Source organism: Streptomyces sp. NPDC006393 (assembly GCF_040628575.1).
GTDB lineage: Bacteria > Actinomycetota > Actinomycetes > Streptomycetales > Streptomycetaceae > Streptomyces.
In genome coordinates this window covers 53,229-74,388 of sequence record NZ_JBEXZD010000022.1, presented here as the reverse complement: position 1 = coordinate 74,388, position 21,160 = coordinate 53,229, and the positions used below count along the sequence as shown (strand labels likewise).

Here is a 21,160-nt window from a genome sequence, read left to right as displayed (position 1 = left end):
ACGCAGAGAAATCCCCCGAGCGCAATTGCGCTCGGGGGATTTCTCGTATCTCCGGCCCGCGGCCGGCCCCTGTCGCCGACCGGCTCGACCGGCTCAGAGCACGTCGGCCAGCTCCTCCATCAGCCGCCGCTTGGCCCGCGCCCCCACCATCGACCTCACCGGCTCCCCGTCCCGGAACACCATCAGCGTCGGGGTGCCCAGCACTCCGTAGGCGAGCGTGGTCCCAGGATTCCGGTCCACGTCCAGCTGGACGATCTTCAGGCGGTCGCCCTCCTCGAAGGCGATCTGCCCGAGCACGGGCGCCAGCTGCCGGCACGGCCCGCACCACTCGGCCGTGAACTGCACCAGCACCGGCAGGTCCGCCCCGAGCACCTCCGCCTCGAAGTCCGCGTCGGTCACCTCGGCCACCCCGGCCACCTGCTTGATCATCGCTCCTGCCCTCCCGGCGCCTGCTCGGGCACCAGCTCGCACCTCGGCTCCGGCCCACCCGGAACCAGCGCCTCGGCGGCCAGCTCGGTCCGCGCCCGCTCGGCCCGCTCCAGTTGCCCGGCGACCCGCTCCCGCACCGCCCGCAACTCGCCGATCAACGCGTCCAGCTCGTCCAGCTTGCGCCGGTACACCGCGAGCGAGGCCGGACACGAGTCGCCCTCCGGATGCCCGGCCCGCAGACACTCCACGAAGGGCCGCGTCTCCTCCAGCTCGAACCCGAAGTCCTGGAGCGTCCTGATCTCCCGCAGCAGCTTCAGGTCCCGCTCGTCGTAGGTACGGTGCCCATGGGCGTCCCGCCGCGCGGGCAGCAGCCCCCGCGACTCGTAGTACCGCACCGCCCGCGCCGTGGTCCCGGCCCGCCCGGCAAGCTCACCGATTCGCATGCCCTCGACGGTACGGCTTGACGCCGACGTCAAGGGAAGCGCGAGCCCTGGCGGACCGTTCAGACCAGCACGCCCGCCGACTCCTCCACCTCCAGCAGGGACGCGCTGCGGCGTTCCTCGTCGAAGGCCCGGCGGCCGCCGCGCAGGCCGAAGAGGCGCTTGGCGACCGCGATGTAGAGGACGGCGAGGATGTTGAGGGCGAGGGTGGCGATCTTGACCGCGCTGATGTGCTCGGTGAGTTCGTAGATCTCCAGCGGGAGGAACGCGGCGGTGGCGACCACCGTCAGGTACTCCGCCCAGCGCTTGGCGTACCACAGGCCGACCGCCTCGATCAGTTCGATCAGCGCGTAGGCCAGCAACAGCCCGGCCACCAGGAGCAGGGTGGAGTGCTTGTAGCCGAAGGTCTTCTGGATGGTGCCGACGACCGGCGAGTGGTCGAGGTCGTAGTGGAAGTGCCGGAAGACGGGCCGGAAGACGTCCAGGTACTCATTGAACAGTCGGCGTACGGCGTCCTGGCTGTTGCTGAATTTCCACACCGCCACCGCGACCAGCACGATGAACACTCCACGCACGGCCCGCTCGATCGCGAGGAAGCGCAGGATGAACAGATCCCGCAGCACCTTGCCGCGCGGCACCAGCGGGGCGTTCGCGGCCGGGCCGGAGCCGTGCGGCCGGCCGAGCACGAAGTCGCCGCAGCGCAGACAGCGCCAGACCTCGCCGAGCGCGGTGTCGGCGTGCAGCCGGATGCGCAGCCGGGGGTCGTCGGGCGCGTACGTCACGTGGCCCTTGCGGGCGCACGTCCGCCGGTTCCAGTCGATCGCCATCCCCCGTGCCTCCATCTGCGTGCTCGCGCGGCCGTGCCGCGCCGGTCGATCCGGCACGGCACGGTAGTGCATCGTGGTGAGAGACGTCGGCCAGGGGGCTTTCAGTTCACCGCCGCACCGCTTTCCACCAGCTCCTTCACTTCCTCGGCCGGCTGGGCCGCGCAGGCGGTGCCGCGGGGCAGCAGCAGGGCGACGGCGAGTGTGCCGAGGCCGAGGATCACCGCGCCGACCAGGCTGGTGTGGGCGACCGCGTCGGCGAAGGACGAGCCGACCGCGTCCCGCATCTGCCCGGCACCGTGGGCGAGCTGCCCGGCCTGGGCCTTCAGCTGGGCGGCCTGCTGGGGGTCGGTCGCGTGGGCGGCCTGTGCGGCGAGGTGCCGGGCCTTGTCGCCGATGTCCTGGGCGACGGCGTATCCGGCGCCGACCGAGTCCTGGGCGGTGGACAGGGCGCTCGCCGGGAGCCCGGTGCCTGCGGTGGCGTCGGAGAGGTGGTGGGAGTACGACGTCGACAGCAGCGAACCGAGGATCGCGATGCCGAGGGAACCGCCCAGCTCGAGCGAGGTGTCGTTGACGGCGCCTCCGACGCCCAGCTCGGACTCCGGGAAGGCGCCCATGATGGCGTCGGTGCAGGGCGAGAGGGCGAGGCCGATCGCCAGGCCCAGGATCACCAGGGGTGCCACGAAGTCGGCGTAGGAGGACGAGGCGTCCACCTGGGTCAGCAGCGCCAGTGCTGCGGTGCCGCCGGCCATGCCCGCGGTGACCGTCCACCGCATGCCGACGCGCGGGGTGAGGTAGCCGGTCAGCGCCGAGCCGGCGAAGACGGCGCCCGCCAGCGGCAGCATGCGCAGGCCGGTGGCCAGGGCGTCGTAACCGAGGACGAACTGGAGGACTGAAGGGGAGGTGCTGGGTGAGGTATTGGAGTGCTCTCCCGGTTGTGGTCGGGAGACTCCGGCCTACCTTGCGGTGGTCGGCTTGACGCCTCTGCGGCGCCTGACGACTGCCCTCCCGGCAGCCGGGACAAGCGCGTGGCCCGTCCTGTACAGGTGCAGAATGTTCTGCGCGGCGTTCCAGTCGGCGTTGCCCGACCAGCCGCAGTCCGGGTTCTTGCACACGAACACGGCCTGGGACTCCCGGCCGCCTGGCGCGGTAAAACCACAGGCTGAGCAGCGCTGGGAGGTGCCTGGGGCGGGGACCTTGTGCAGGACGCCGCCCCAGCGGGCGGCCTTGTACGCCAGTATGGTCACCGCACGGCCCCATGCCTCCTGGCTGATGGAGCGGTTCAGACCGGCCTTCTGCCTGACATTCTTCCCCGGCTCGGCGACGGTGCCCCGGGCGCTCTTGGTCATGCTGGTGATGTCCAGGCACTCCACCACGATCACGCCGTAGGTGCGGGCCAGGTACGTGGTGGTCTGGTGCTGCCAGTCCTGGTGCCTGCGCTTGGCTTTCGCGTGAAGCCCACGGATCTGGTCATAGGTGGCCCGCAATCGCCCGGACGTCTTCTGCCCCGGCTTGCGACAGCTTTTGCGGTGCGCGGCACTCCGCTCCAGACGGAGCAGCTTGGCCTTCTCATCAGGATTGAGCCACTTGTCGCGGTCGGCACTCCCGTCCGGGAGACGAGCGGGTCGCCCGTGTTTCTGGTGGTTGCCATCGGAGAGGGCGAGAGGGACGCTCACGCCTGCGTCGATGCCGACCGGCGGTCCGGTGTGCGGCTCGGAGGCGGTCCCGAGGGTGGTAATGCGGAAGGCGATGTGCCAGCCCAGCTCGTCCCTGATGAGCCGTGCACCGGTGATCCGGTTGTCGGCATCGGCCTTCTTGCCCACCGGCAGGTTGCTTGTCCAGCGAAACCGAATCCGGCCGATCTTGGGAATATTGACGACGCCCCAACGGCGGTGCACCCGCTTGATGTGCAAGTCCCGGCTCTGCGGAACGTCCACGCTCATAACGGACCGCAAACGGCCCTTGAAGGCGGGTGTCTCGGCCCGGCCCTCCCTGCAGTTCTGCCACGCCCGGACATACGTCTTGAGAACCGCTTGCGCGGCCTGTGCGGGCAGGGCAGCGAGGAAGTCGATCTCCTTGCGAGCCTGGCGAATCGCCGCATCAGCGGCGGTCAGGGTGCGTTTCTCCTTCGGCATCATCTGCCACCAGGCATGCAGGCAGTTCCACAGGGTACGGGCCGCATGCGCCTGCGCATCCATGAGCCGGACCTCGGCAGGACTCAGCGCCAGCCGGGCACGATGCCCGAACTGCCGCTTCGCCCCTGTACGTTCTGTGGTCACACGATCACTGTACTGCTTGCTTCGTGCGCCCACGCTGGAATCCACAGTCTGGTGGGCTCACGGAAGAGTCACCTCGTCCGCAATCCGCACGGAGCCCTGTTCGTCACCTGATGGGGCCGTGGACGACGTTCCGATGGACGCCCACGAGTCCGGTAACCTCGGCCGCCGTCACGGTGCTCACGTCGGCGGGGGTGCCAGCCTCGCTGGCGGGGGCGCTGGTCTCGAAGCTGAGCGGCTGAACGGGGGGCTCGCTCGCGCAGCGGCGGCAACGCGAAAGAGCCGAGCGGCCGGTTCCACGCGCAGTGGACCCGGCCGCTCGGCGGCGCTCGGGACGGCCGGACGCCCGGCCCCGGTTCAAGGCGGGGCCGGGCCGCCCGACACAGGACACTCAGGCCTTGGCCAGCTCCTTCTCGTCGTCCTCGCGCTGCTCGGGGAGTTCAGCCGGGGCGCTCTCGGCGTCGTCCATCAGGCTGCTCTCGTCGAAGGGCAGGTCGCCGGCGAGCACCCGCCGCACCCGGTCCTTGTCGACCTCGCCGGTCCAGGTGCCGATCAGCAGGGTGGCGACGGCGTTGCCCGCGAAGTTGGTCAGGGCGCGGGCCTCGCTCATGAACCGGTCGATGCCGACGATCAGGCCGACGCCGTCGACCAGGGCGGGCTTGTGGGACTGGAGGGCACCGGCCAGGGTCGCCAGGCCGGCGCCGGTGACACCGGCGGCGCCCTTGGAGGCGATCATCATGAACAGCAGCAGGGTGATCTGCTGGCCGATGGAGAGCGGCTGGTCCATGGCGTCGGCGATGAAGAGGGAGGCCATGGTCAGGTAGATCATGGTGCCGTCGAGGTTGAAGGAGTAGCCGGTCGGCACGGTGATGCCGACGACCGGGCGGCTCACGCCCAGGTGCTCCATCTTGGCGATCAGCCGGGGCAGGGCCGACTCCGACGACGAGGTGGACAGGATCAGCAGGAACTCGCGACCCAGGTACCTCAGCAGCTGGAAGATGTTGACGCCGGCGACCAGGCGGGTCATCGCGCCGAGCACCACGAGCACGAACAGCAGACAGGTGACGTAGAAGCCCAGCATGATCGTGGCGAGTGCCTTCAGGGCGTCGACGCCCGTCTCGCCGACGACGGCGGCCATGGCGCCGAAGGCGCCGATCGGGGCGGCCCACATGATCATGGCGAGCACGCGGAAGACCAGCCGCTGGATGTGCTCGACTCCGCGCAGGATCGGCTCGCCCTTGCGGCCCATGGCCTGCAACGCGAACCCGACGAGGAGGGCGACCAGCAGCGTCTGGAGCACCTGGCCCTCGGTGAAGGACGACACCAGCGTGGTCGGGATGATCCCGAGCACGAAGTCGACCGGGCCCTCCTTGGCGGCGTCCGCCTGGGCGTGGCCCACGCCCTTCACGGCCTCGGTGAGGTGCATCCCGCTGCCCGGGTGCACGATGTTGCCGACGACCAGGCCGATGGCCAGCGCCACGAACGACATGGCGATGAAGTAGCCGAGGGCGAGCCCGCCCACCTTGCCGACCTGCGCCGCCTTGCGCACCGAACCGACGCCGAGCACGATCGTGCAGAAGATGATCGGGGAGATCATCATCTTGATCAGGTTCACGAAGCCCGTGCCGAGCGGCTTGAGCTCCTTGGCGAAGTCCGGCGCGGCGAACCCGACGATGATGCCGAGGACCACCGCGGCGATCACGGCTATGTAGAGATAGTGGGTGCGGTCCCGCTTTGCTGCGGGGCCGGGTCCTGCGGCGGGTGCGGCAGGTGCCGTGTCGGCTGCGCTGCTCACGAGCGGCCCTCCTTGACGACGTCGTCGGCATCACCGGCGTGCGGCTCACGTCCGGGGGTTTTCGGGGAATGCCGTGACTATCTCCTGTCATGTGAGGGCGGTCACCCTTCCGTTCATTTAGTTCACGCCAGAACGGAGAGGCAGACTGACGGCATGCGGATACCCGTCCCTTCGAGACCTCGCAGCCTGGCGGGCCAGCTCTTCGCCATGCAGGCCGTGCTGCTCGCACTCGTCGTGGCCGGATATGCGCTGTTCACCTTCGTCAGCGACCGCGGCCAGGCCGAAGGCGCGGCCCGCCGGCAGGCGACGGCGGTGGCCCGCTCGATCGCCGACTCCCCCTCGGTACGGTCCGCGATCCACAGCCCGGACCCCACCGCGGAGCTTCAGCCGTACTCGCTGAAGGTGCAGCGGGACACCGGGGTCGACTTCGTCACGATCATGAGCCCGCAGGGCATCCGCTGGACCCACGTGGACCCGAAGCAGATCGGCAAGCCCTTCATCGGCACGATCGCGCCCGCCCAGCACGGCGGGACCTTCACCGAGACCTACACCGGCACCCTGGGCCCGTCCGTCCGGGCGGTCACGCCCGTCGAGGAAGACGGGCACGTCATCGGCCTGGTCAGCGCCGGCATCAAGGTCGAGGCGATCAGCCAGCGGATCCAGGAGCAGGTCACCGCGCTGTTCGGGGTCGCGGCCGGCATCCTCGCGCTCGGCGCGCTCGCCACCTACGTCATCAACGCGCGGCTGCGTCGGCACACCCACGGGATGAACGCCGAGGAGCTCAGCCGGATGCACGACTACCACCAGGCCGCCCTGCACGCGGTGCGCGAAGGGCTGCTGATGCTGGACGCGCAGTACCGGGTGGCGCTGATCAACGACGGTGGACGGGAGCTGCTGGGGGTGGGCGGCGAGGCCGGTGAGGCGGACGTGGTGGGCAGGTCGGTGGCGGACCTCGGCCTGCCCGCGCCGCTGACGGGCGCGCTGCTGGCCTCGGCGCCACGGGTGGACGAGGTGCATCTGACCGACTCGCGCGTGCTGGTGGTGAACACCTCGCCGGTGTCCGGCGGTGAGCGCCGCGGCACGGTGGTGACCCTGCGCGATGTCACCGAGTTGCAGTCGCTGATGGGCGAGCTGGACTCCGAGCGCGGTTTCACGCAGGCGCTGCGCTCCCAGGCGCACGAGGCGGCGAACCGGCTGCACACGGTGGTGTCGCTGATCGAGCTGGGCCGCGCCGAAGAAGCGGTCGGGTTCGCCACGGCGGAGCTGGAGCTGGCGCAGGCGCTGACCGACCAGGTGGTGGCGGCGGTGAGCGAACCGGTGCTGGCCGCGCTGCTGCTCGGCAAGACCGCGCAGGCCAACGAGCGGGGCGTGGAGCTGGTGGTGTCCGAGGACAGCGGCCTGGACGACGGCCTGCTCCCCGAGACCCTGCCGTCCCGGGACCTGGTCACGATCCTCGGCAACCTCATCGACAACGCGGTGGACGCGGCCCAGGGGGCCCCGAGCGGCGCACGGGCGCGGGTGACCGTGACGGTGACGGCGTGCGCCGAGGCCGCCGAACTGGTCCTGCGGGTCGAGGACACCGGCCCCGGCGTGGACCCCGCCCACGCCGACCTCGTCTTCCAGCGCGGCTTCTCCACCAAGCCCACGGGCCCCGGCGGCCGCGGCCTGGGGCTCGCCCTGGTACGCCAGGCGGTCCACCGCCACGGAGGCACACTGACGGTGACGGAGGCCGAGAGCGGCGGCGCGGTGTTCGAGGCCCGGCTGCCCCTGGGAGACGGGCCGGAGAAAGGGGCGGGCGGAGCGGCGGGGGCCGGAGTCGGGGCCGAGGCCGGGTCCGGGTCTGGGTACGGGGTCGGGGCCGAGGCCGGGTTCGGGTCTGGGTACGGGGTCGGTTCTCGGTCTGGATCCGGGACAGAGGCTGGGTCCGGGTCTGGGTCCGGGTCCGGCTCCGGGTCCGGGTCCGGGACAGAGGCTGGGTCTGGGTCCGGGGTCGGGTCTGGGTCCGGGACAGAGGCTGGGTCTGGGTCCGGGATGGAGTCCACGTGCGGCGACGGGATCGGGGGTGGAAGCGCGTCCGCGTCCGAGGCCGAGGGCAGGGCCGAGGCCGGGTTCGGGGCCGAGGACGCGGCCGGGGGCGCGATCGGGGCCGAAGGCGTGATCGGGTTCCGGGACGGGGACTGGCCTGAGTCCGGGTCGGCGTCCGGAACCGGGCGCAGGGCCGAGGGACCGGCCGGTTCCGGGCGCGGCTCCGGGGCCCGGGATGGCTTCGAGGCCGAGGCCGGGGCTGGGGGCCGGGTATGACGGGTGGAGAGGCGATCCGTGTGCTGGTGGTCGAGGACGATCCGGTCGCGGCGGACGCGCATGTGATGTACGTGGGGCGGGTGCCCGGCTTCGTCGCGGTCGGCAAGGCGCACACGGGTGCGGAGGCCCGGCGGGTGCTGGAGCGGACCCCGGTGGACCTGCTGCTGCTCGATCTGCACCTGCCGGACGTGCACGGGCTTCAGCTGGCCCGTTCCCTGCGGGCCGCCGGCCATCACGCGGACGTGATCGCGGTGACCTCGGCCCGGGACCTCGCGATGGTGCGCGAGGGGGTCTCGCTGGGCGTGGTCCAGTACGTCCTGAAGCCGTTCACCTTCGCGACCCTGCGGGACCGTCTGGTCCGCTACGCCGAGTTCCACGCGGCGGTCGGCGAGGCCAGCGGTCAGGACGAGGTGGACCGGGCGCTCGCGGTGCTGCGCGCCCCGGGCCCCGCCGCCCTGCCCAAGGGGCTGAGCGCGCCGACGCTGGAGCGGGTGACCGGCGCGCTGCGCACGGCCGAGGAGGGGCTCACGGCGGCCGGGGTCGCCGAGGAGGTGGGCATCTCCCGGATCACGGCCCGCCGCTATCTGGAGCACCTGGTGGACTCGGGGCGGGCCGCGCGGCGCCCGCTGTACGGGCAGGTGGGCAGGCCGGAGCTGGTGTACCGGTGGGTGCCGGGGGGCGCGCCGGGACGGTAGCCGGGGGCGTCCAGCGCTGCGACTGCCGCGGCGGCCGTGCCGTGGCTGGCCGGCGCGCGGAACCTACGGAACCGTAGCTTCGTACAAGCTGTGATCCTGTGGGAACGGCCTGTAGTCACCGGCCTCGCCGGCCCCTAGCTTGTGGGCGTGCGCCGACCCGACCAGCCCAGTTCGTCCGCCGCTCCGCCGTTCAACGCCCCGGCCGCGCGGCGGCTTCGTGCCGCGCTCGGGATGGGACCGGAACACGTCGCCCACGGGATGCGGGTCTCCTACGGGCTGCCCTATGTCACCCCCGACCTCGTCACCGCCTGGGAACGCGGGATCGCCTCCCCGTCCGGCCCGGAGCTGACCGCGCTCGCCGGTGTGCTGTGGTGCGCGCCGGGCGAGCTGATCGGCAGGCCGCGCACCCTGCGCGAGCACCGCATCGCGCGCGGGCTGCCGCCGGAGGACGTGGCCCGCGCGGTCGGGCTCGACCTGCCGCGCTATCTGCGCATGGAGGACCGCGACGACTTCAGCGGTACCGAGCGGCAGTCCGCCGCGCTCGCGGATGTGCTGGAGCTGTCCCTGCCCGACTTCGTCGCCGTCACCGGACGCGAGGACAGACTCGCCGGGCTGCTGCGCAGCGCCGTCGACACCCGCTGGCAGGCCTACGTCCGTCCGGTGGGCAAGGTGGTGCCCCTGGAGCGGCGCGTGCTGGAGAAGGTGCTCCAGGAGCTGCACCAGGACTACCAGGGGCAGATGGTCGCCTCGCTCAGCTGGGGCGGGAACAGCGCCGCCGACCAGGCGGGCGACGCCGGGCGCGACTTCCTGGAGCGGATCGTGGAGCGGTTCTGGGCCGCGGTCGGCCCGTACGGCTAGAAGACCGACTCCGCCTCGTCCATCCGGTCCTTGGGGACCGTCTTCAGCTCGGTCACGGCCTGCGCCAGCGGCACCATCACGATGTCGGTGCCGCGCAGCGCGGTCATGTGGCCGAACTCGCCGCGGTGCGCGGCCTCCACCGCGTGCCAGCCGAAGCGGGTGGCGAGGACACGGTCGTAGGCGGTGGGCACGCCGCCGCGCTGGACGTGGCCGAGGATGACCGGCTTGGCCTCCTTGCCGAGCCGCTTCTCCAGCTCGTACGCCAGCGCCGTGCCGATGCCCTGGAAGCGTTCGTGGCCGAACTTGTCGATCTCGCCCTTGCCGTAGTCCATGCTGCCCTCGGCGGGGTGGGCGCCCTCGGCGACGCAGATCACGGCGAACTTCTTGCCGCGGGCGAAGCGCTCCTCGACCATCTTGACCAGGTCGGCGGGGTCGAAGGGGCGTTCGGGCAGGCAGATGCCATGGGCGCCGGCGGCCATGCCGGACTCCAGGGCGATCCAGCCGGCGTGCCGGCCCATGACCTCGACGACCATCACGCGCTGGTGGGACTCGGCCGTGGTCTTCAGCCGGTCCATCGCCTCCGTCGCGACGCCGACGGCGGTGTCGAAGCCGAAGGTGCGGTCGGTGGAGGAGATGTCGTTGTCGATGGTCTTGGGGACGCCGACGACCGGGAGGCCGGCGTCGGAGAGCATGCGGGCCGCCGTCAGGGTGCCCTCGCCGCCGATCGGGACGAGCGCGTCGATGCCGAACTGGTGGATCATGTCGGAGGCGTTCTCGCAGGCCTCGCGGAGCCGGTCGCGCTCCAGCCGGGAGGAGCCGAGGATGGTCCCGCCGCGGGCGAGGATGCCGCCGACCGCGTTGAGGTCCAGCTCGCGGTAGCGGCCGTCGAGCAGGCCGGCGTAGCCGTCCTCGAACCCGATGACCTCGTCGCCGTACGTCGTGACCGCTCGGTGCACGACCGACCGGATCACCGCGTTCAGTCCCGGACAGTCGCCGCCTGCCGTGAGAACTCCGATACGCATCGTGCTGTGTCTCCTGCTCACTGTTGACACCGGTGATCCTGTCCGATTGTTTCACGAACCCGAGGCTGCTCGGTCTTGACGGGCGCCTTATCTATCGACGGGGGTATTGTCAAGAGGGCTCCGCTCACCCCGGCGGGCGTTTTTTTGCCCACCTGGGCGACACATCGGCACACTCTCGATAAGCCGACCATCTCGGCGTACCCGATGAACGACCACCACGACGCACCTGATGAAACGGAGAGCCCGCGTGACGCGCAGCGTGTACGTGACCGGCATCGACCGCGGTGACGGCCGCCAGGTCGTCGAGCTGGGAGTCATGGAGCTGCTGACCCGGCAGGTCGACCGGGTGGGTGTCTTCCGCCCGCTCGTCCACGACGGTCCGGACCGGCTCTTCGAACTGCTGCGCTCCCGCTACCGGCTGGCCCAGGACCCGGCGACCGTCTACGGCATGGGCTACCAGGAGGCGTCCGCGCTCCAGGCCGAGCAGGGCACCGACGAGCTGGTGTCCGTGCTCGTCGACCGCTTCCACCTGGTGGCCCGGGACTACGACGTGGTGCTGGTGCTGGGCACCGACTTCGCCGACACCCAGCTGCCGGACGAGCTGTCGCTGAACGCCCGGCTCGCCAACGAGTTCGGCGCCTCCGTGCTCCCGGTCGTGGGCGGCCGACGGCAGACCGCGGAGTCCGTGCTCGCCGAGACGCGCAACGCCTACCGCGCCTACGACGGCCTCGGCTGCGACGTGCTGGCCATGGTCACCAACCGGGTGGCCCGCGAGGACCGCGACGAGATAGCCCGGCGGCTGACCGGCCGGCTGCCCGTGCCCTGCTGGGTGGTGCCCGACGAGCCCGCCCTGTCCGCGCCGACCGTCGCCCAGATCACCCAGGTCCTGGACGGCAAGGTGCTGCTGGGCGACGACACCGGGCTGTCCCGGGACGCGCTCGACTTCGTCTTCGGCGGCGCCATGCTGCCCAACCTCCTCAAGGCCCTGACCCCGGGCTGCCTGGTCGTCACCCCCGGCGACCGCGCCGACCTGGTCGTCGGCTCGCTCGCCGCGCACAGCGCCGGCACCCCGCCGATCGCCGGCGTCCTGCTCACCCTGAACGAGGAGCCGGGCGAGGAGATCCTCACCCTGGCCGCCCGGCTCGCCCCGGGCACCCCGGTCGTCTCGGTCACCGGCAACAGCTTCCCGACGGCCGAGCGGCTGTTCTCCCTGGAGGGCAAGCTGAACGCGGCCACCCCGCGCAAGGCCGAGACCGCGCTCGGCCTGTTCGAGCGCTACGTCGACACCTCCGACCTCAACAAGCGGGTCTCCGCGCCCAGCAGCGACCGGGTCACGCCGATGATGTTCGAGCACAAGCTGCTCGAGCAGGCCCGCTCCGACAGGCGGCGGGTGGTGCTGCCGGAGGGCACCGAGGAGCGTGTGCTGCACGCGGCGGAGGTGCTGCTGCGCCGCGGGGTGTGCGACCTGACGCTGCTCGGCCCGGAGGACACCATCCGCAAGAAGGCCGCCGACCTCGGCATCGACCTCGGCGACTCGCACCTGATCGACCCCGCCGTCTCCGACCTGCGGGACGCCTTCGCCGAGAAGTACGCCCAGCTGCGCGCCCACAAGGGCGTCACGGTCGAGCTGGCGTACGACGTCGTCTCCGACGTGAACTACTTCGGCACGCTGATGGTCCAGGAGGGCCTGGCCGACGGCATGGTGTCGGGGTCCGTGCACTCCACGGCCGCCACCATCCGGCCCGCCTTCGAGATCATCAAGACGAAGCCGGAGGCGTCGATCGTGTCGTCCGTGTTCTTCATGTGCCTGGCCGACAAGGTGCTGGTCTACGGCGACTGCGCGGTCAACCCGGACCCGGACGCCGAACAGCTGGCCGACATCGCCGTCCAGTCGGCGACCACCGCCGCCCGGTTCGGTGTCGAGCCGCGGATCGCGATGCTGTCGTACTCCACCGGTACGTCCGGTTCGGGCGCCGACGTGGACAAGGTGCGCGAGGCCACCGACCTGGTGCGGCTGCGCCGCCCGGACCTGATGATCGAGGGGCCGATCCAGTACGACGCGGCCGTGGAGCCGTCGGTGGCCGCCACCAAGCTGCCGGACTCGGAGGTCGCCGGGCAGGCCACCGTGCTGATCTTCCCGGACCTGAACACCGGCAACAACACCTACAAGGCCGTGCAGCGCTCGGCGGGCGCCATCGCGGTCGGGCCGGTGCTCCAGGGCCTGCGCAAGCCGGTGAACGACCTGTCCCGCGGCGCGCTGGTGCAGGACATCGTCAACACCGTCGCGATCACCGCGATCCAGGCCCAGGCCCAGAGCCCCGCGGCGCCCGCCGCGGGGCCCGCCCACTGACGTCCACGACGCCCGCACAGAGAGCTTTCGAACACCGTGAACGCGACCCGCGTCCTCGTCCTCAACTCCGGTTCATCCTCGCTGAAGTACCAGCTGCTCGACATGCGCGACGCGAGCCGCCTCGCCGTCGGGCTGGTCGAGCGCATCGGCGAGCAGACCTCCCGGCTCAAGCACACCCTCGTCTCCTCCGGGGACACCCGCGAGCAGAACGGCCCCATCGCCGACCACGACGCCGCTCTGAAGGCCGTCGCCGAGGAGCTGGCCAAGGACGGGCTGGGCCTGGACTCCCCCGAACTGGCGGCGATCGGGCACCGTGTGGTGCACGGCGGCATGTTCTTCACCGAGCCGACCGTCATCGACGACGCCGTGCTCACCGAGATCGAGCGGCTGATCCCGGTCGCCCCGCTGCACAACCCGGCCAACCTCACCGGCATCCGCACCGCCATGGCGCTGCGCCCGGATCTGCCCCAGGTCGCCGTCTTCGACACGGCCTTCCACACCACCATGCCGGAGTCCGCGGCCCGCTACGCCATCGAGACCAAGCTCGCCGACCGGTACCGGGTGCGCCGCTACGGCTTCCACGGCACCTCGCACGCCTACGTCTCCCGCAGGACCGCCGAACTGCTGGGCAAGGCGCCCGAGGACGTCAACGTGATCGTGCTGCACCTGGGCAACGGGGCGTCCGCCTCGGCGGTGCGGGGCGGCAGGTGCGTGGACACCTCCATGGGGCTCACCCCGCTGGAGGGGCTGGTGATGGGCACGCGTTCCGGTGATCTGGACCCGGCCGTCATCTTCCATTTGCAGCGGGTTGGCGGAATGTCCATGGACGAGATCGACACTCTTCTCAACAAGAGGAGCGGCCTGTTCGGTCTGTGCGGCGACAACGACATGCGGGAGATACGGCGCCGGATGGACGAGGGCGACGAGCAGGCGCGGCTCGCCTTCGACATCTACATCCACCGGCTGAAGAAGTACATCGGCGCGTATTACGCGGTACTCGGCAGGGTGGACGCGGTCGCGTTCACCGCCGGGGTGGGCGAGAACGCGGACTTCGTGCGCGCCGCCGCCGTCGCGGGCCTGGAGGGGCTGGGCCTCGCGGTGGACGGCGGGCGGAACGCCGTGCGCGGGGACGAGGCGCGGCTGATCTCGCCCGACGGCGCGCGGGTGGCCGTGGCCGTGGTTCCGACGGACGAGGAAATGGAGATCGCCGGCCAGACCTACGCACTGGTCGGAAAGGACAACCGCGACAACTGAATTCAATTGCACTCTCTCGACGGCACTCGCCTGAGCGCGGACCCGCCCATTTGTATTTTCCGCCAGCCGGAATATTCCGCAGCGAAACAAACCGATAGGATCGCCCCATGCGCCGTTCGAAAATCGTCTGTACTCTCGGCCCCGCGGTCGACTCCCACGAGCAGCTCGTCGCGCTGATCGAAGCCGGCATGAACGTGGCCCGCTTCAACTTCAGCCACGGCTCGCACGCCGAGCACCAGGGCCGCTACGACCGCGTCCGTGCCGCCTCCAAGGAGACCGGCCGGGCCATCGCCGTGCTCGCCGACCTCCAGGGCCCGAAGATCCGGCTGGAGACCTTCGCCGAGGGCCCGGTGGAGCTGGAGCGAGGTGACGAGTTCACCATCACCACCGAGGACGTCCCGGGCGACAAGCAGATCTGCGGTACGACGTACAAGGGGCTGCCGGGCGACGTCTCGCGCGGCGACCAGGTCCTGATCAACGACGGCAACGTCGAGCTGAAGGTCCTGGACGTCGAGGGCCCGCGGGTGCGGACGATCGTCATCGAGGGCGGCGTGGTCTCCGACCACAAGGGCATCAACCTGCCCGGCGCGGCCGTGAACGTGCCCGCGCTGTCCGAGAAGGACGTCGAAGACCTGCGCTTCGCACTGCGCATGGGCTGCGACATGGTCGCCCTGTCCTTCGTCCGGGACGCCAAGGACGTCGCCGACGTCCACCGGGTCATGGACGAGGAGGGCCGTCGCGTCCCGGTCATCGCCAAGGTGGAGAAGCCGCAGGCGGTGGAGAACATGCAGGACGTCGTGATGGCGTTCGACGGGGTGATGGTGGCCCGCGGTGACCTGGCGGTCGAGTACCCGCTCGAGAAGGTCCCGATGGTGCAGAAGCGCCTGATCGAGCTGTGCCGGCGCAACGCCAAGCCGGTGATCGTGGCGACGCAGATGATGGAGTCGATGATCACCAACTCCCGCCCGACCCGCGCCGAGGCCTCCGACGTGGCCAACGCGATCCTGGACGGCGCCGACGCGGTGATGCTCTCCGCCGAGTCGAGCGTGGGCGCGTACCCGATCGAGACCGTCAAGACGATGTCGAAGATCGTCCAGGCGGCCGAGGAGGAGCTGCTGTCCAAGGGCCTCCAGCCGCTGGTCCCGGGCAAGAAGCCGCGTACGCAGGGCGGTTCGGTGGCCCGTGCCGCCGCCGAGATCGCCGACTTCCTCGGCGGCAAGGGCCTGGTGGCCTTCACCCAGTCCGGCGACACGGCCCGCCGGCTGTCCCGCTACCGTGCGGCCCAGCCGATCCTGGCGTTCACCACCGACGAGTCCACCCGCAACCAGCTGGCGCTCAGCTGGGGCGTGGAGCCGCACGTCGTGCCGTTCGTCAACAGCACCGACGCGATGGTCGACCTGGTCGACCAGGAGCTGGTCAAGCTCAAGCGGTTCAACGAGGGCGACATCGTGGTCATCACCGCCGGCTCCCCGCCCGGCGTCCCGGGCACCACGAACATGGTCCGCGTCCACCACCTGGGCGGCGGCGAGCGCGACTGACGTCGCGGACGGTTCCGTACGGCGCTGAGGGCGCCCCCCGCGTTGCGCGGGGGGCGCCCTCAGCTGTTGTGCGGCTCCCGGAGGGGCTTTCGGTGACCGTCAGTCGGTCGTGTACACGTGCATGCCGGGCACGTGCAGGTTGCCGCCGAACTGGGCCGCCTGGACCACCTTCACGTTGGTGAAGTAGATCAGGGGGATGTTCAGCGGGGGCGGGCTGTCCGGACTGAAGGTGACCGGGATCAGACCGAGCAGGTTGCCGGAGATGGACTCGGTGTACATCACCGTGTCGCCGCCGCGGATCGTGGACGTCGAACCCTTGGCCGCCTGCACGTGGTAGGTCTTGCCGGACTGCTTGTCCTTCACCGTCTGGTGCAGGTCACCGATGTCCGTGCCGTCGGATATGACGTACTTCAGAACCTTCTTCACCGTGCCGTTGGCGGTCTTGACCTCGACGACGCCCTGGTAGTCGGCGCCCTTGAGGAGCAGGGAACTGGCGTTCAGGTACCACGGGTCGTCCGCCAGGGGCACCGTGTTGTCGACGCCGCCCTGGGCGTCGGTGGCCGCCGGGCAGTTCTCGGGGTCGGTGGTGGAACCCGCGGACGGGCTCGGCGACGCGGTGGCCGCGCCGACGGTGTCCTTCACGGTGTCCTTGACCGTCCCGGTGACGTCCCCGGCCGCCTTGGACGCCGTGTCGGTGGCGCCCTTCACGGTGTCCTCGACGGTGCCGGTGACCTTTCCGGTGGTGTCCTTGACGGTGTCCTTCACCGTGTCGGTGACGCTCGTGCCGGAGGCGTCCTTGGTCGCGCTCGCCGAGGGCGTGGCGGAGGCGGACGGGGTCGCCGTGGCGTCCGACGTCGTACCGGAGTCCGACTTCCCGCCGGTCAGCACGTTCCCGAGCGTGTCGCCGATCGCGCCCAGCAGGCCGCCGCCGCTGCCCGAGGTCGCCGACGGGGACGGCGTGGCCGTGTCGCCGCTTCCGGAGCCCGAGCCGGAGGTGGAGGTCTCGGGCGCGGCCTTGTCGTCGGAACCTGAATCCGACGAAGAGGACGTGTCCGAAGACGACTTGTCCGTCGTGCCGCCGCCGTCGGCGGAGGAGGACGGCGACGGGGTGGGCTTCGCCGAGCCGTCGCTGCCGTCGCCGGTCTTGGCGTCGCCGGTCTTGCCGTCCTCGGTGGAGTCACCGGCGCTCGTGGAGGGCGACGGCGTGGGCGAGGCCGTGGACTTGTCCTTGGCGCCGTCCAGCGCCGCGACGCAGTCCTTGTACTCGTCGGCCGTCAGGGTGTTGGACGGCGAGGACGTGGAGCTGTTGTTGTCGGCGAGGGCGAGCGAGGACGTGAAGCCCATCCCCATGAGGACGGCCGTCGGCATCGCCACCGTGGCTATCGCCTTGCCGGCGGGCATGTGGAACCTGGTGAACAGCGGCTTCTTGGGTGCCGCGTGGCGCGGCCCGGTTCTCACACGGGACTCGTCCACCTCAGTCCCGTGGGTCACCTCGTCAGCCGGCACTGTGCCTCCCGTTCGCCCCGTTGGCCGGGCTCGTTCCTGACAGGTCGTTCGACTCGTTGCTCGTCCCGTCCACCGCCGCGCCGGGCGCGGCCTCGGTGGCGCCGCCCCGTGCCGAACCGCTCTCCTCGGCGCCCTCCGACGCGCTCGCGCCGCCCGGTGCCCATGCCACGGCCATCGCGCCGCCGATCAGCGCGAACAGGAAGCCGACGACGAAACCGCCGAAGTTCGACACGGGGAGGGACACCAGCGCCAGCAGGATCGCCGCGACACCGGCGAAGACCCGGATGTGCTTCTGGAACCAGAGGCTGATGCCCAGGACGACCAGCAGCACACCGATGATCAGGGAACCGGCACCCGCGGTGGTGGCCATCGCCAGGGTCAGGTGACCGAGCTGGAGATGGGCGTACGGGAAGTACATGATCGGAAAGCCGGCGATCAGGACGAACAGACCGGCCCAGAACGGTCGCGTGCCCCGCCAGGCGCGGAACTGCAGCCTCCGGCGGGTGAACTGGCCGGATGCGGCAGGAGTTTCGGCGCTCATGGAAAACAGCTCCCTGGTGCGGCGTTGCTGTGGTGAGGGGTGGTACTGCGTGTGGGGGGTGTGTGAAGGAGCGGGTGAAGGTGGAACGGGCGGGGGCGCCATCGGCTCCCCCGCCCGTCACCGAGTGCCTAGTAGCACTCGTGCGTACCCGTCTTCAGCGACATCTTCAGGCCACTGAGCTTGAAGGTTCCGGCGGTGGTCGCCCACGCCGTCTGCTTCACGCCGGTCAGCGTGGCCGAGTCGGCCTGCTGGGCGAACCCGTACGGGTTCGACATCTCGCCGTTGCCCTTCATGCCCGGACCCTTGTTGGCGTCCTTGGCGGCCACACCGATGTCGATGTTGTTGAAGGTGGCGTCGGCGTTGAGGTCGGCGACGTCGATGTAGAGGTTGTCGGCCTCGACCGGCTTGTCACCGCCCGCCTTCAGGACCAGGCTCACCGAGCCCAGCAGCGGGATGTCCGGCGTGACGACGGACTGGCACATGTTGTTGATCGAGGCCTTCTTGAAGGCCGAGACCGCGACCGGGTGTGCCGTCTTCTGACCGTCCAGGGTGTAGCCCTGGTCGATCGCGCCGTACTGCTCGAACCCGGTGCCGACCAGCTTGTCGGCCGACACCTTGAACGACTGGCCGGAGACGCTGAACGACGCGGCGAGAGCACCCTGCGCCAGGGCCACGCCTATCGCCGCCGTGGCGGCCACGCTGGGCACCATGACGACGGCGAACCGCTTCCATCTGGTCCCGCCACGCACCTGGGACTCCATATTTCCTCCTTCTCGGACGTACATCTCCTGGCCTCGGCTCGCCCCCGGGTCGGCGGCGGAAGCCGGGCAGGGATGGGAGAAGTGCTACGTCCTCGGGAAGGAGAGCGCCCGCACTCGGAGGCGCGAACCGCGCCCGAATCACCGGCGATCACCCCCGAGCGACAACCACTGGTCGCGCCTGACACGCATCACGCACAACCTTGCTGGACAGGCTTCGCCGGGAAGGACGAAGACCCCCCTGCCCAAGAGCCGGCGCCACTGCCGCCGGCTCTGCTCGGTGGGGACCCAGACATCCCGCGACCCGACCGGCTGCCGGGGTACGGGAATGGACCGAGCGTCGCCGATCGTGGTGCATTCTCGCCGCCCGCACAAGGGGGTTCGTTACTGGCTAGTAACGGCCGGATAACCGCGTGGCGACGCACCGGCCCCGAACGGCGACACTCGGTGGTAACAAGGGCCGGTACAAAACTGTTGATGACTGGATAGAAGCGGGCAGAACAACGCCCTCGACTTACTCGCAGTAACAGCGGCCGCGATTACCAAGTTTTGGTAAAGCGCGGCCGCTGTGACGACTCGTCGGCAGATCTTTCACCCGGGCATCACATGCCCTGACGTTTAGCGACTGGTCAGCCGAGGGGCTTGGGAACGGCTCAGAACAGCGCCCGCGCGAGCGCCCGGCGCGCCCCCGCCACCCGGGGGTCCTCGGCTCCGACCACCTCGAAGAGCTCCAGCAGCCTCAGCCGCGCCGCGTCCCGGTCCTCACCGGCGGTGCGCCGCACGGTCTCGATCAGCCGGCCGAAGGCGTCCTCCACATGGCCGCCCACCAGGTCCAGGTCGGCGGCGGCGATCTGCGCGGCCACGTCGGCCGGCTTCTCGGCCGCCTCCTGACGCACCCTCTGCGGGTCCATGCCCTGCACCCGCTGGAGCAACTCGGCCTGCGCGAGACCCAGTTTGGCCTCGGGGTGGGCCGGGTCGTCGGCCAGTACGTTCTTGTACGCCTGGACGGCGCCGCCCAGGTCACCGGCGTCCAGGGCCTGCGCGGCGGCGTTCAGGAGCGCGTCGTACGGGCCCTCCTTGGGCTGGGGGGCCTCCTCCGCGCCGCCCGGCCGGGCGTCCGGGTCGACCGTCAGGCCGGTCAGGCCGAAGCGCTGCTCGGCGACCTGCACCAACTGGTCCAGCGTCTGCCGGATCTGGGCCTCGCCCGCGGCCCCCTGGAACAGGGGCAGGGCCTGGCCGGCCACCACCGCGAAGACCGCGGGGATGCCCTGGACCCCGAACTGCTGCATCAGCAGCTGGTTGGCGTCCACGTCGATCTTGGCGAGGAGGAAGCGCCCGTCGTACTCGAGGGCGAGCCGCTCCAGGACCGGGCTCAGCTGCTTGCAGGGCTGGCACCACTCGGCCCAGAAGTCGATGACGACCGGGACCTCGGCGGAGCGCTGGAGGACGTCTCGTTCGAAGGTGGCCTCGTCGACGTCGATGACGAGATCGGCCGGGGCGACGGCCCCTGCCCCGCCCTCCCGGGCGGCTTGGGCGCGCGCCTGCTCCGCCTTCGCCTTGGCCTCCTGGGCCGCCTTCACCGCGGCGAGGTCGACGACTCCGCTCATGGACATGTTCCGTGGCTGCATGCGTCTATCCTCCCCCGATCCACGTGCCTGAGTGAAAACGGCTGGGAAAGCCGGTTCGTTCCGGGCGCCTGGTCCCCACCGGGCGCCGGTGTGCTTGATGGTGCGTGATGCCGTTCTGTCCTGCTGTGCGGCGGTGCCGCGGTGTGGTCGTCGCTCGGGCGCGGGCTGCCGCCCACGCTTTCGATACGACCCGTAGCGTAATGGCACGGGGTGCCTTCGCGAAACCGCGCCTCGGTGATCTCCCTCACGACCGCTCACGAACGGCGGATTTCGGTCCGGTTATGGTCATGGGATGCAGAGCCGCACCTCGCCCGCCCGTGCCGGCCGCCCGCGCAGCGCCGCCGCGGACGCGGCGATCCTGGCCGCCACCCGCGCGGCCCTGGTGGAGCTCGGCTGGTCCAAGCTCACCCTGCAAGACGTGGCCACCCGGGCCGGGGTCGCGAAGACCACGCTGTACCGCCGCTGGGCAGGCAAGAACGAACTGGTCGTGGACGCGGTCGCCGAGCTTTTCGACGAACTCCGGCTGCCCGACCGCGGCAGCCTCGCGGCCGACATCGAGGGCGTGGTCCTTCAGTTCGCGGCGATCCTGGCCCGCCCCGAGGCCAAGAGCGGCCTGATGGCCGTCGTCGCCGAGTCCACCCGCGACGACGCGCTGCGGGAACGGATCCGCGCCTCGATCGTGGAACGCCAGAAACGGCTGGTTCTCGAGGGCCGCGCCCGCGCCCAGGCCCGCGGCGAACTCCCCCTGGAACCAAGCCCCCAGGAGGCCTCCCGCACCGCCGACCTCATCTTCGACGTGGTGGCGGGCGCGGTCGTCCACCGCACCCTGTTCAGCGCGGAACCGGCGGACGAGGAGTGGGTACGGAGCTTCACCCGGGTGCTGTTGCTGGGGCTGGGCTCTGCATCCGCCTAGGGCCTGTCCGGCGGATCATGGCGCAGACGCGC

Annotated in this window: 16 protein-coding genes and 2 pseudogenes; 7 read left to right on the top strand and 11 right to left on the bottom strand. The window is 70.8% G+C overall.

Going from position 1 to position 21,160, the window contains the following annotated elements:
- Positions 1 to 93: 93 nt before the first annotated feature.
- The 6 genes and pseudogenes from ABZ484_RS12775 to ABZ484_RS12750 form a co-directional block, all read right to left on the bottom strand.
- The gene (locus ABZ484_RS12775; RefSeq protein WP_306191781.1) at positions 94 to 429 is read right to left on the bottom strand and encodes a thioredoxin domain-containing protein; all 336 of its coding nucleotides are present in this window, start codon (positions 427 to 429) and stop codon (positions 94 to 96) included.
- A complete protein-coding gene (locus ABZ484_RS12770) occupies positions 426 to 872 on the bottom strand; it encodes a MerR family transcriptional regulator (protein WP_358865902.1) in 447 nt (148 codons plus the stop codon). The genes ABZ484_RS12775 and ABZ484_RS12770 overlap by 4 nt, the downstream gene beginning before the upstream one ends.
- A 59-nt stretch (positions 873 to 931) precedes the next feature.
- Positions 932 to 1,696, bottom strand: coding sequence for a DUF2127 domain-containing protein (locus tag ABZ484_RS12765; RefSeq protein WP_358865901.1), 765 nt, complete (start codon positions 1,694 to 1,696; stop codon positions 932 to 934).
- Positions 1,697 to 1,797: 101 nt separating this feature from the next.
- Positions 1,798 to 2,611 (bottom strand): annotated as a pseudogene (locus tag ABZ484_RS12760) (MFS transporter); the annotation flags it as partial.
- A gap of 38 nt (positions 2,612 to 2,649) precedes the next feature.
- The gene (locus ABZ484_RS12755) at positions 2,650 to 3,972 is read right to left on the bottom strand and encodes a transposase (protein ID WP_358865900.1); all 1,323 of its coding nucleotides are present in this window, start codon (positions 3,970 to 3,972) and stop codon (positions 2,650 to 2,652) included.
- Between the two features lie 388 nt (positions 3,973 to 4,360).
- Complete coding sequence (locus tag ABZ484_RS12750) at positions 4,361 to 5,764, bottom strand: cation:dicarboxylase symporter family transporter (RefSeq protein WP_358865899.1); 1,404 nt, start codon at positions 5,762 to 5,764, stop codon at positions 4,361 to 4,363.
- Between the two features lie 153 nt (positions 5,765 to 5,917).
- Between ABZ484_RS12750 and ABZ484_RS12745 the strand changes: the two are divergent.
- The 3 genes and pseudogenes from ABZ484_RS12745 to ABZ484_RS12735 form a co-directional block, all read left to right on the top strand.
- A pseudogene (locus ABZ484_RS12745) lies at positions 5,918 to 7,540 on the top strand (sensor histidine kinase); the annotation flags it as partial.
- A 521-nt stretch (positions 7,541 to 8,061) separates the two neighbouring features.
- Entirely contained in the window at positions 8,062 to 8,760 is a 699-nt protein-coding gene (locus ABZ484_RS12740; RefSeq protein ID WP_358865898.1) for a response regulator, read from the top strand.
- 147 nt (positions 8,761 to 8,907) lie between these two features.
- Positions 8,908 to 9,618 carry a helix-turn-helix transcriptional regulator gene (locus ABZ484_RS12735; protein WP_358865897.1) on the top strand — a complete coding sequence of 237 codons (711 nt, stop codon included), beginning with the start codon at positions 8,908 to 8,910 and terminating at the stop codon, positions 9,616 to 9,618.
- Here the strand turns inward: ABZ484_RS12735 and ABZ484_RS12730 are convergent.
- Positions 9,615 to 10,640: an ATP-dependent 6-phosphofructokinase gene (locus tag ABZ484_RS12730; RefSeq protein ID WP_358865896.1), complete on the bottom strand. Its 1,026-nt coding sequence runs from the start codon at positions 10,638 to 10,640 to the stop codon at positions 9,615 to 9,617. The two genes, ABZ484_RS12735 and ABZ484_RS12730, sit on opposite strands and share 4 nt — an antisense overlap.
- A gap of 247 nt (positions 10,641 to 10,887) precedes the next feature.
- On the opposite strand from ABZ484_RS12730, the gene pta reads away from it, so the two are divergent.
- The 3 genes from pta (at position 10,888) to pyk (ending at position 15,782) form a co-directional block, all read left to right on the top strand.
- Positions 10,888 to 12,990 (top strand): phosphate acetyltransferase, encoded by a 2,103-nt coding sequence (gene pta / locus ABZ484_RS12725; protein ID WP_358865895.1) that lies wholly within the window; start codon positions 10,888 to 10,890, stop codon positions 12,988 to 12,990.
- A 36-nt stretch (positions 12,991 to 13,026) separates the two neighbouring features.
- Positions 13,027 to 14,244, top strand: coding sequence for an acetate kinase (locus tag ABZ484_RS12720; protein WP_358865894.1), 1,218 nt, complete (start codon positions 13,027 to 13,029; stop codon positions 14,242 to 14,244).
- Between the two features lie 107 nt (positions 14,245 to 14,351).
- Complete coding sequence (gene pyk / locus ABZ484_RS12715) at positions 14,352 to 15,782, top strand: pyruvate kinase (protein ID WP_358865893.1); 1,431 nt, start codon at positions 14,352 to 14,354, stop codon at positions 15,780 to 15,782.
- Between the two features lie 99 nt (positions 15,783 to 15,881).
- Here pyk and ABZ484_RS12710 read toward each other — a convergent pair whose 3' ends face one another.
- From ABZ484_RS12710 to ABZ484_RS12695, 4 genes are all read right to left on the bottom strand, one after another.
- The gene (locus ABZ484_RS12710; protein WP_358865892.1) at positions 15,882 to 17,288 is read right to left on the bottom strand and encodes a hypothetical protein; all 1,407 of its coding nucleotides are present in this window, start codon (positions 17,286 to 17,288) and stop codon (positions 15,882 to 15,884) included.
- Positions 17,278 to 17,829, bottom strand: coding sequence for a DUF6114 domain-containing protein (locus ABZ484_RS12705; protein WP_358865891.1), 552 nt, complete (start codon positions 17,827 to 17,829; stop codon positions 17,278 to 17,280). The genes ABZ484_RS12710 and ABZ484_RS12705 overlap by 11 nt, the downstream gene beginning before the upstream one ends.
- 128 nt (positions 17,830 to 17,957) lie before the next feature.
- Complete coding sequence (locus tag ABZ484_RS12700; protein WP_030170093.1) at positions 17,958 to 18,590, bottom strand: DUF6230 family protein; 633 nt, start codon at positions 18,588 to 18,590, stop codon at positions 17,958 to 17,960.
- A gap of 650 nt (positions 18,591 to 19,240) precedes the next feature.
- Complete coding sequence (locus ABZ484_RS12695) at positions 19,241 to 20,215, bottom strand: tetratricopeptide repeat protein (RefSeq protein WP_358865890.1); 975 nt, start codon at positions 20,213 to 20,215, stop codon at positions 19,241 to 19,243.
- Positions 20,216 to 20,507: 292 nt separating this feature from the next.
- Between ABZ484_RS12695 and ABZ484_RS12690 the strand changes: the two genes are divergently transcribed.
- The gene (locus ABZ484_RS12690; protein WP_358865889.1) at positions 20,508 to 21,128 is read left to right on the top strand and encodes a TetR/AcrR family transcriptional regulator; all 621 of its coding nucleotides are present in this window, start codon (positions 20,508 to 20,510) and stop codon (positions 21,126 to 21,128) included.
- Positions 21,129 to 21,160 lie beyond the last annotated feature (32 nt).

Excerpts from the sequence above, each read along its gene's own strand:
- ABZ484_RS12690 (WP_358865889.1), top strand. The coding sequence starts at position 20,508 with ATGCAGAGCCGCACCTCGCCCGCCCGTGCCGGCCGCCCGCGCAGCGCC.
- ABZ484_RS12705 (WP_358865891.1), bottom strand. The coding sequence starts at position 17,829 with ATGAGCGCCGAAACTCCTGCCGCATCCGGCCAGTTCACCCGCCGGAGG.
- ABZ484_RS12700 (WP_030170093.1), bottom strand. The coding sequence starts at position 18,590 with ATGGAGTCCCAGGTGCGTGGCGGGACCAGATGGAAGCGGTTCGCCGTC.
- ABZ484_RS12730 (WP_358865896.1), bottom strand. The coding sequence starts at position 10,640 with ATGCGTATCGGAGTTCTCACGGCAGGCGGCGACTGTCCGGGACTGAAC.
- ABZ484_RS12765 (WP_358865901.1), bottom strand. The coding sequence starts at position 1,696 with ATGGCGATCGACTGGAACCGGCGGACGTGCGCCCGCAAGGGCCACGTG.
- pyk (WP_358865893.1), top strand. The coding sequence starts at position 14,352 with ATGCGCCGTTCGAAAATCGTCTGTACTCTCGGCCCCGCGGTCGACTCC.
- ABZ484_RS12695 (WP_358865890.1), bottom strand. The coding sequence starts at position 20,215 with ATGCAGCCACGGAACATGTCCATGAGCGGAGTCGTCGACCTCGCCGCG.
- ABZ484_RS12740 (WP_358865898.1), top strand. The coding sequence starts at position 8,062 with ATGACGGGTGGAGAGGCGATCCGTGTGCTGGTGGTCGAGGACGATCCG.
- ABZ484_RS12775 (WP_306191781.1), bottom strand. The coding sequence starts at position 429 with ATGATCAAGCAGGTGGCCGGGGTGGCCGAGGTGACCGACGCGGACTTC.
- ABZ484_RS12770 (WP_358865902.1), bottom strand. The coding sequence starts at position 872 with ATGCGAATCGGTGAGCTTGCCGGGCGGGCCGGGACCACGGCGCGGGCG.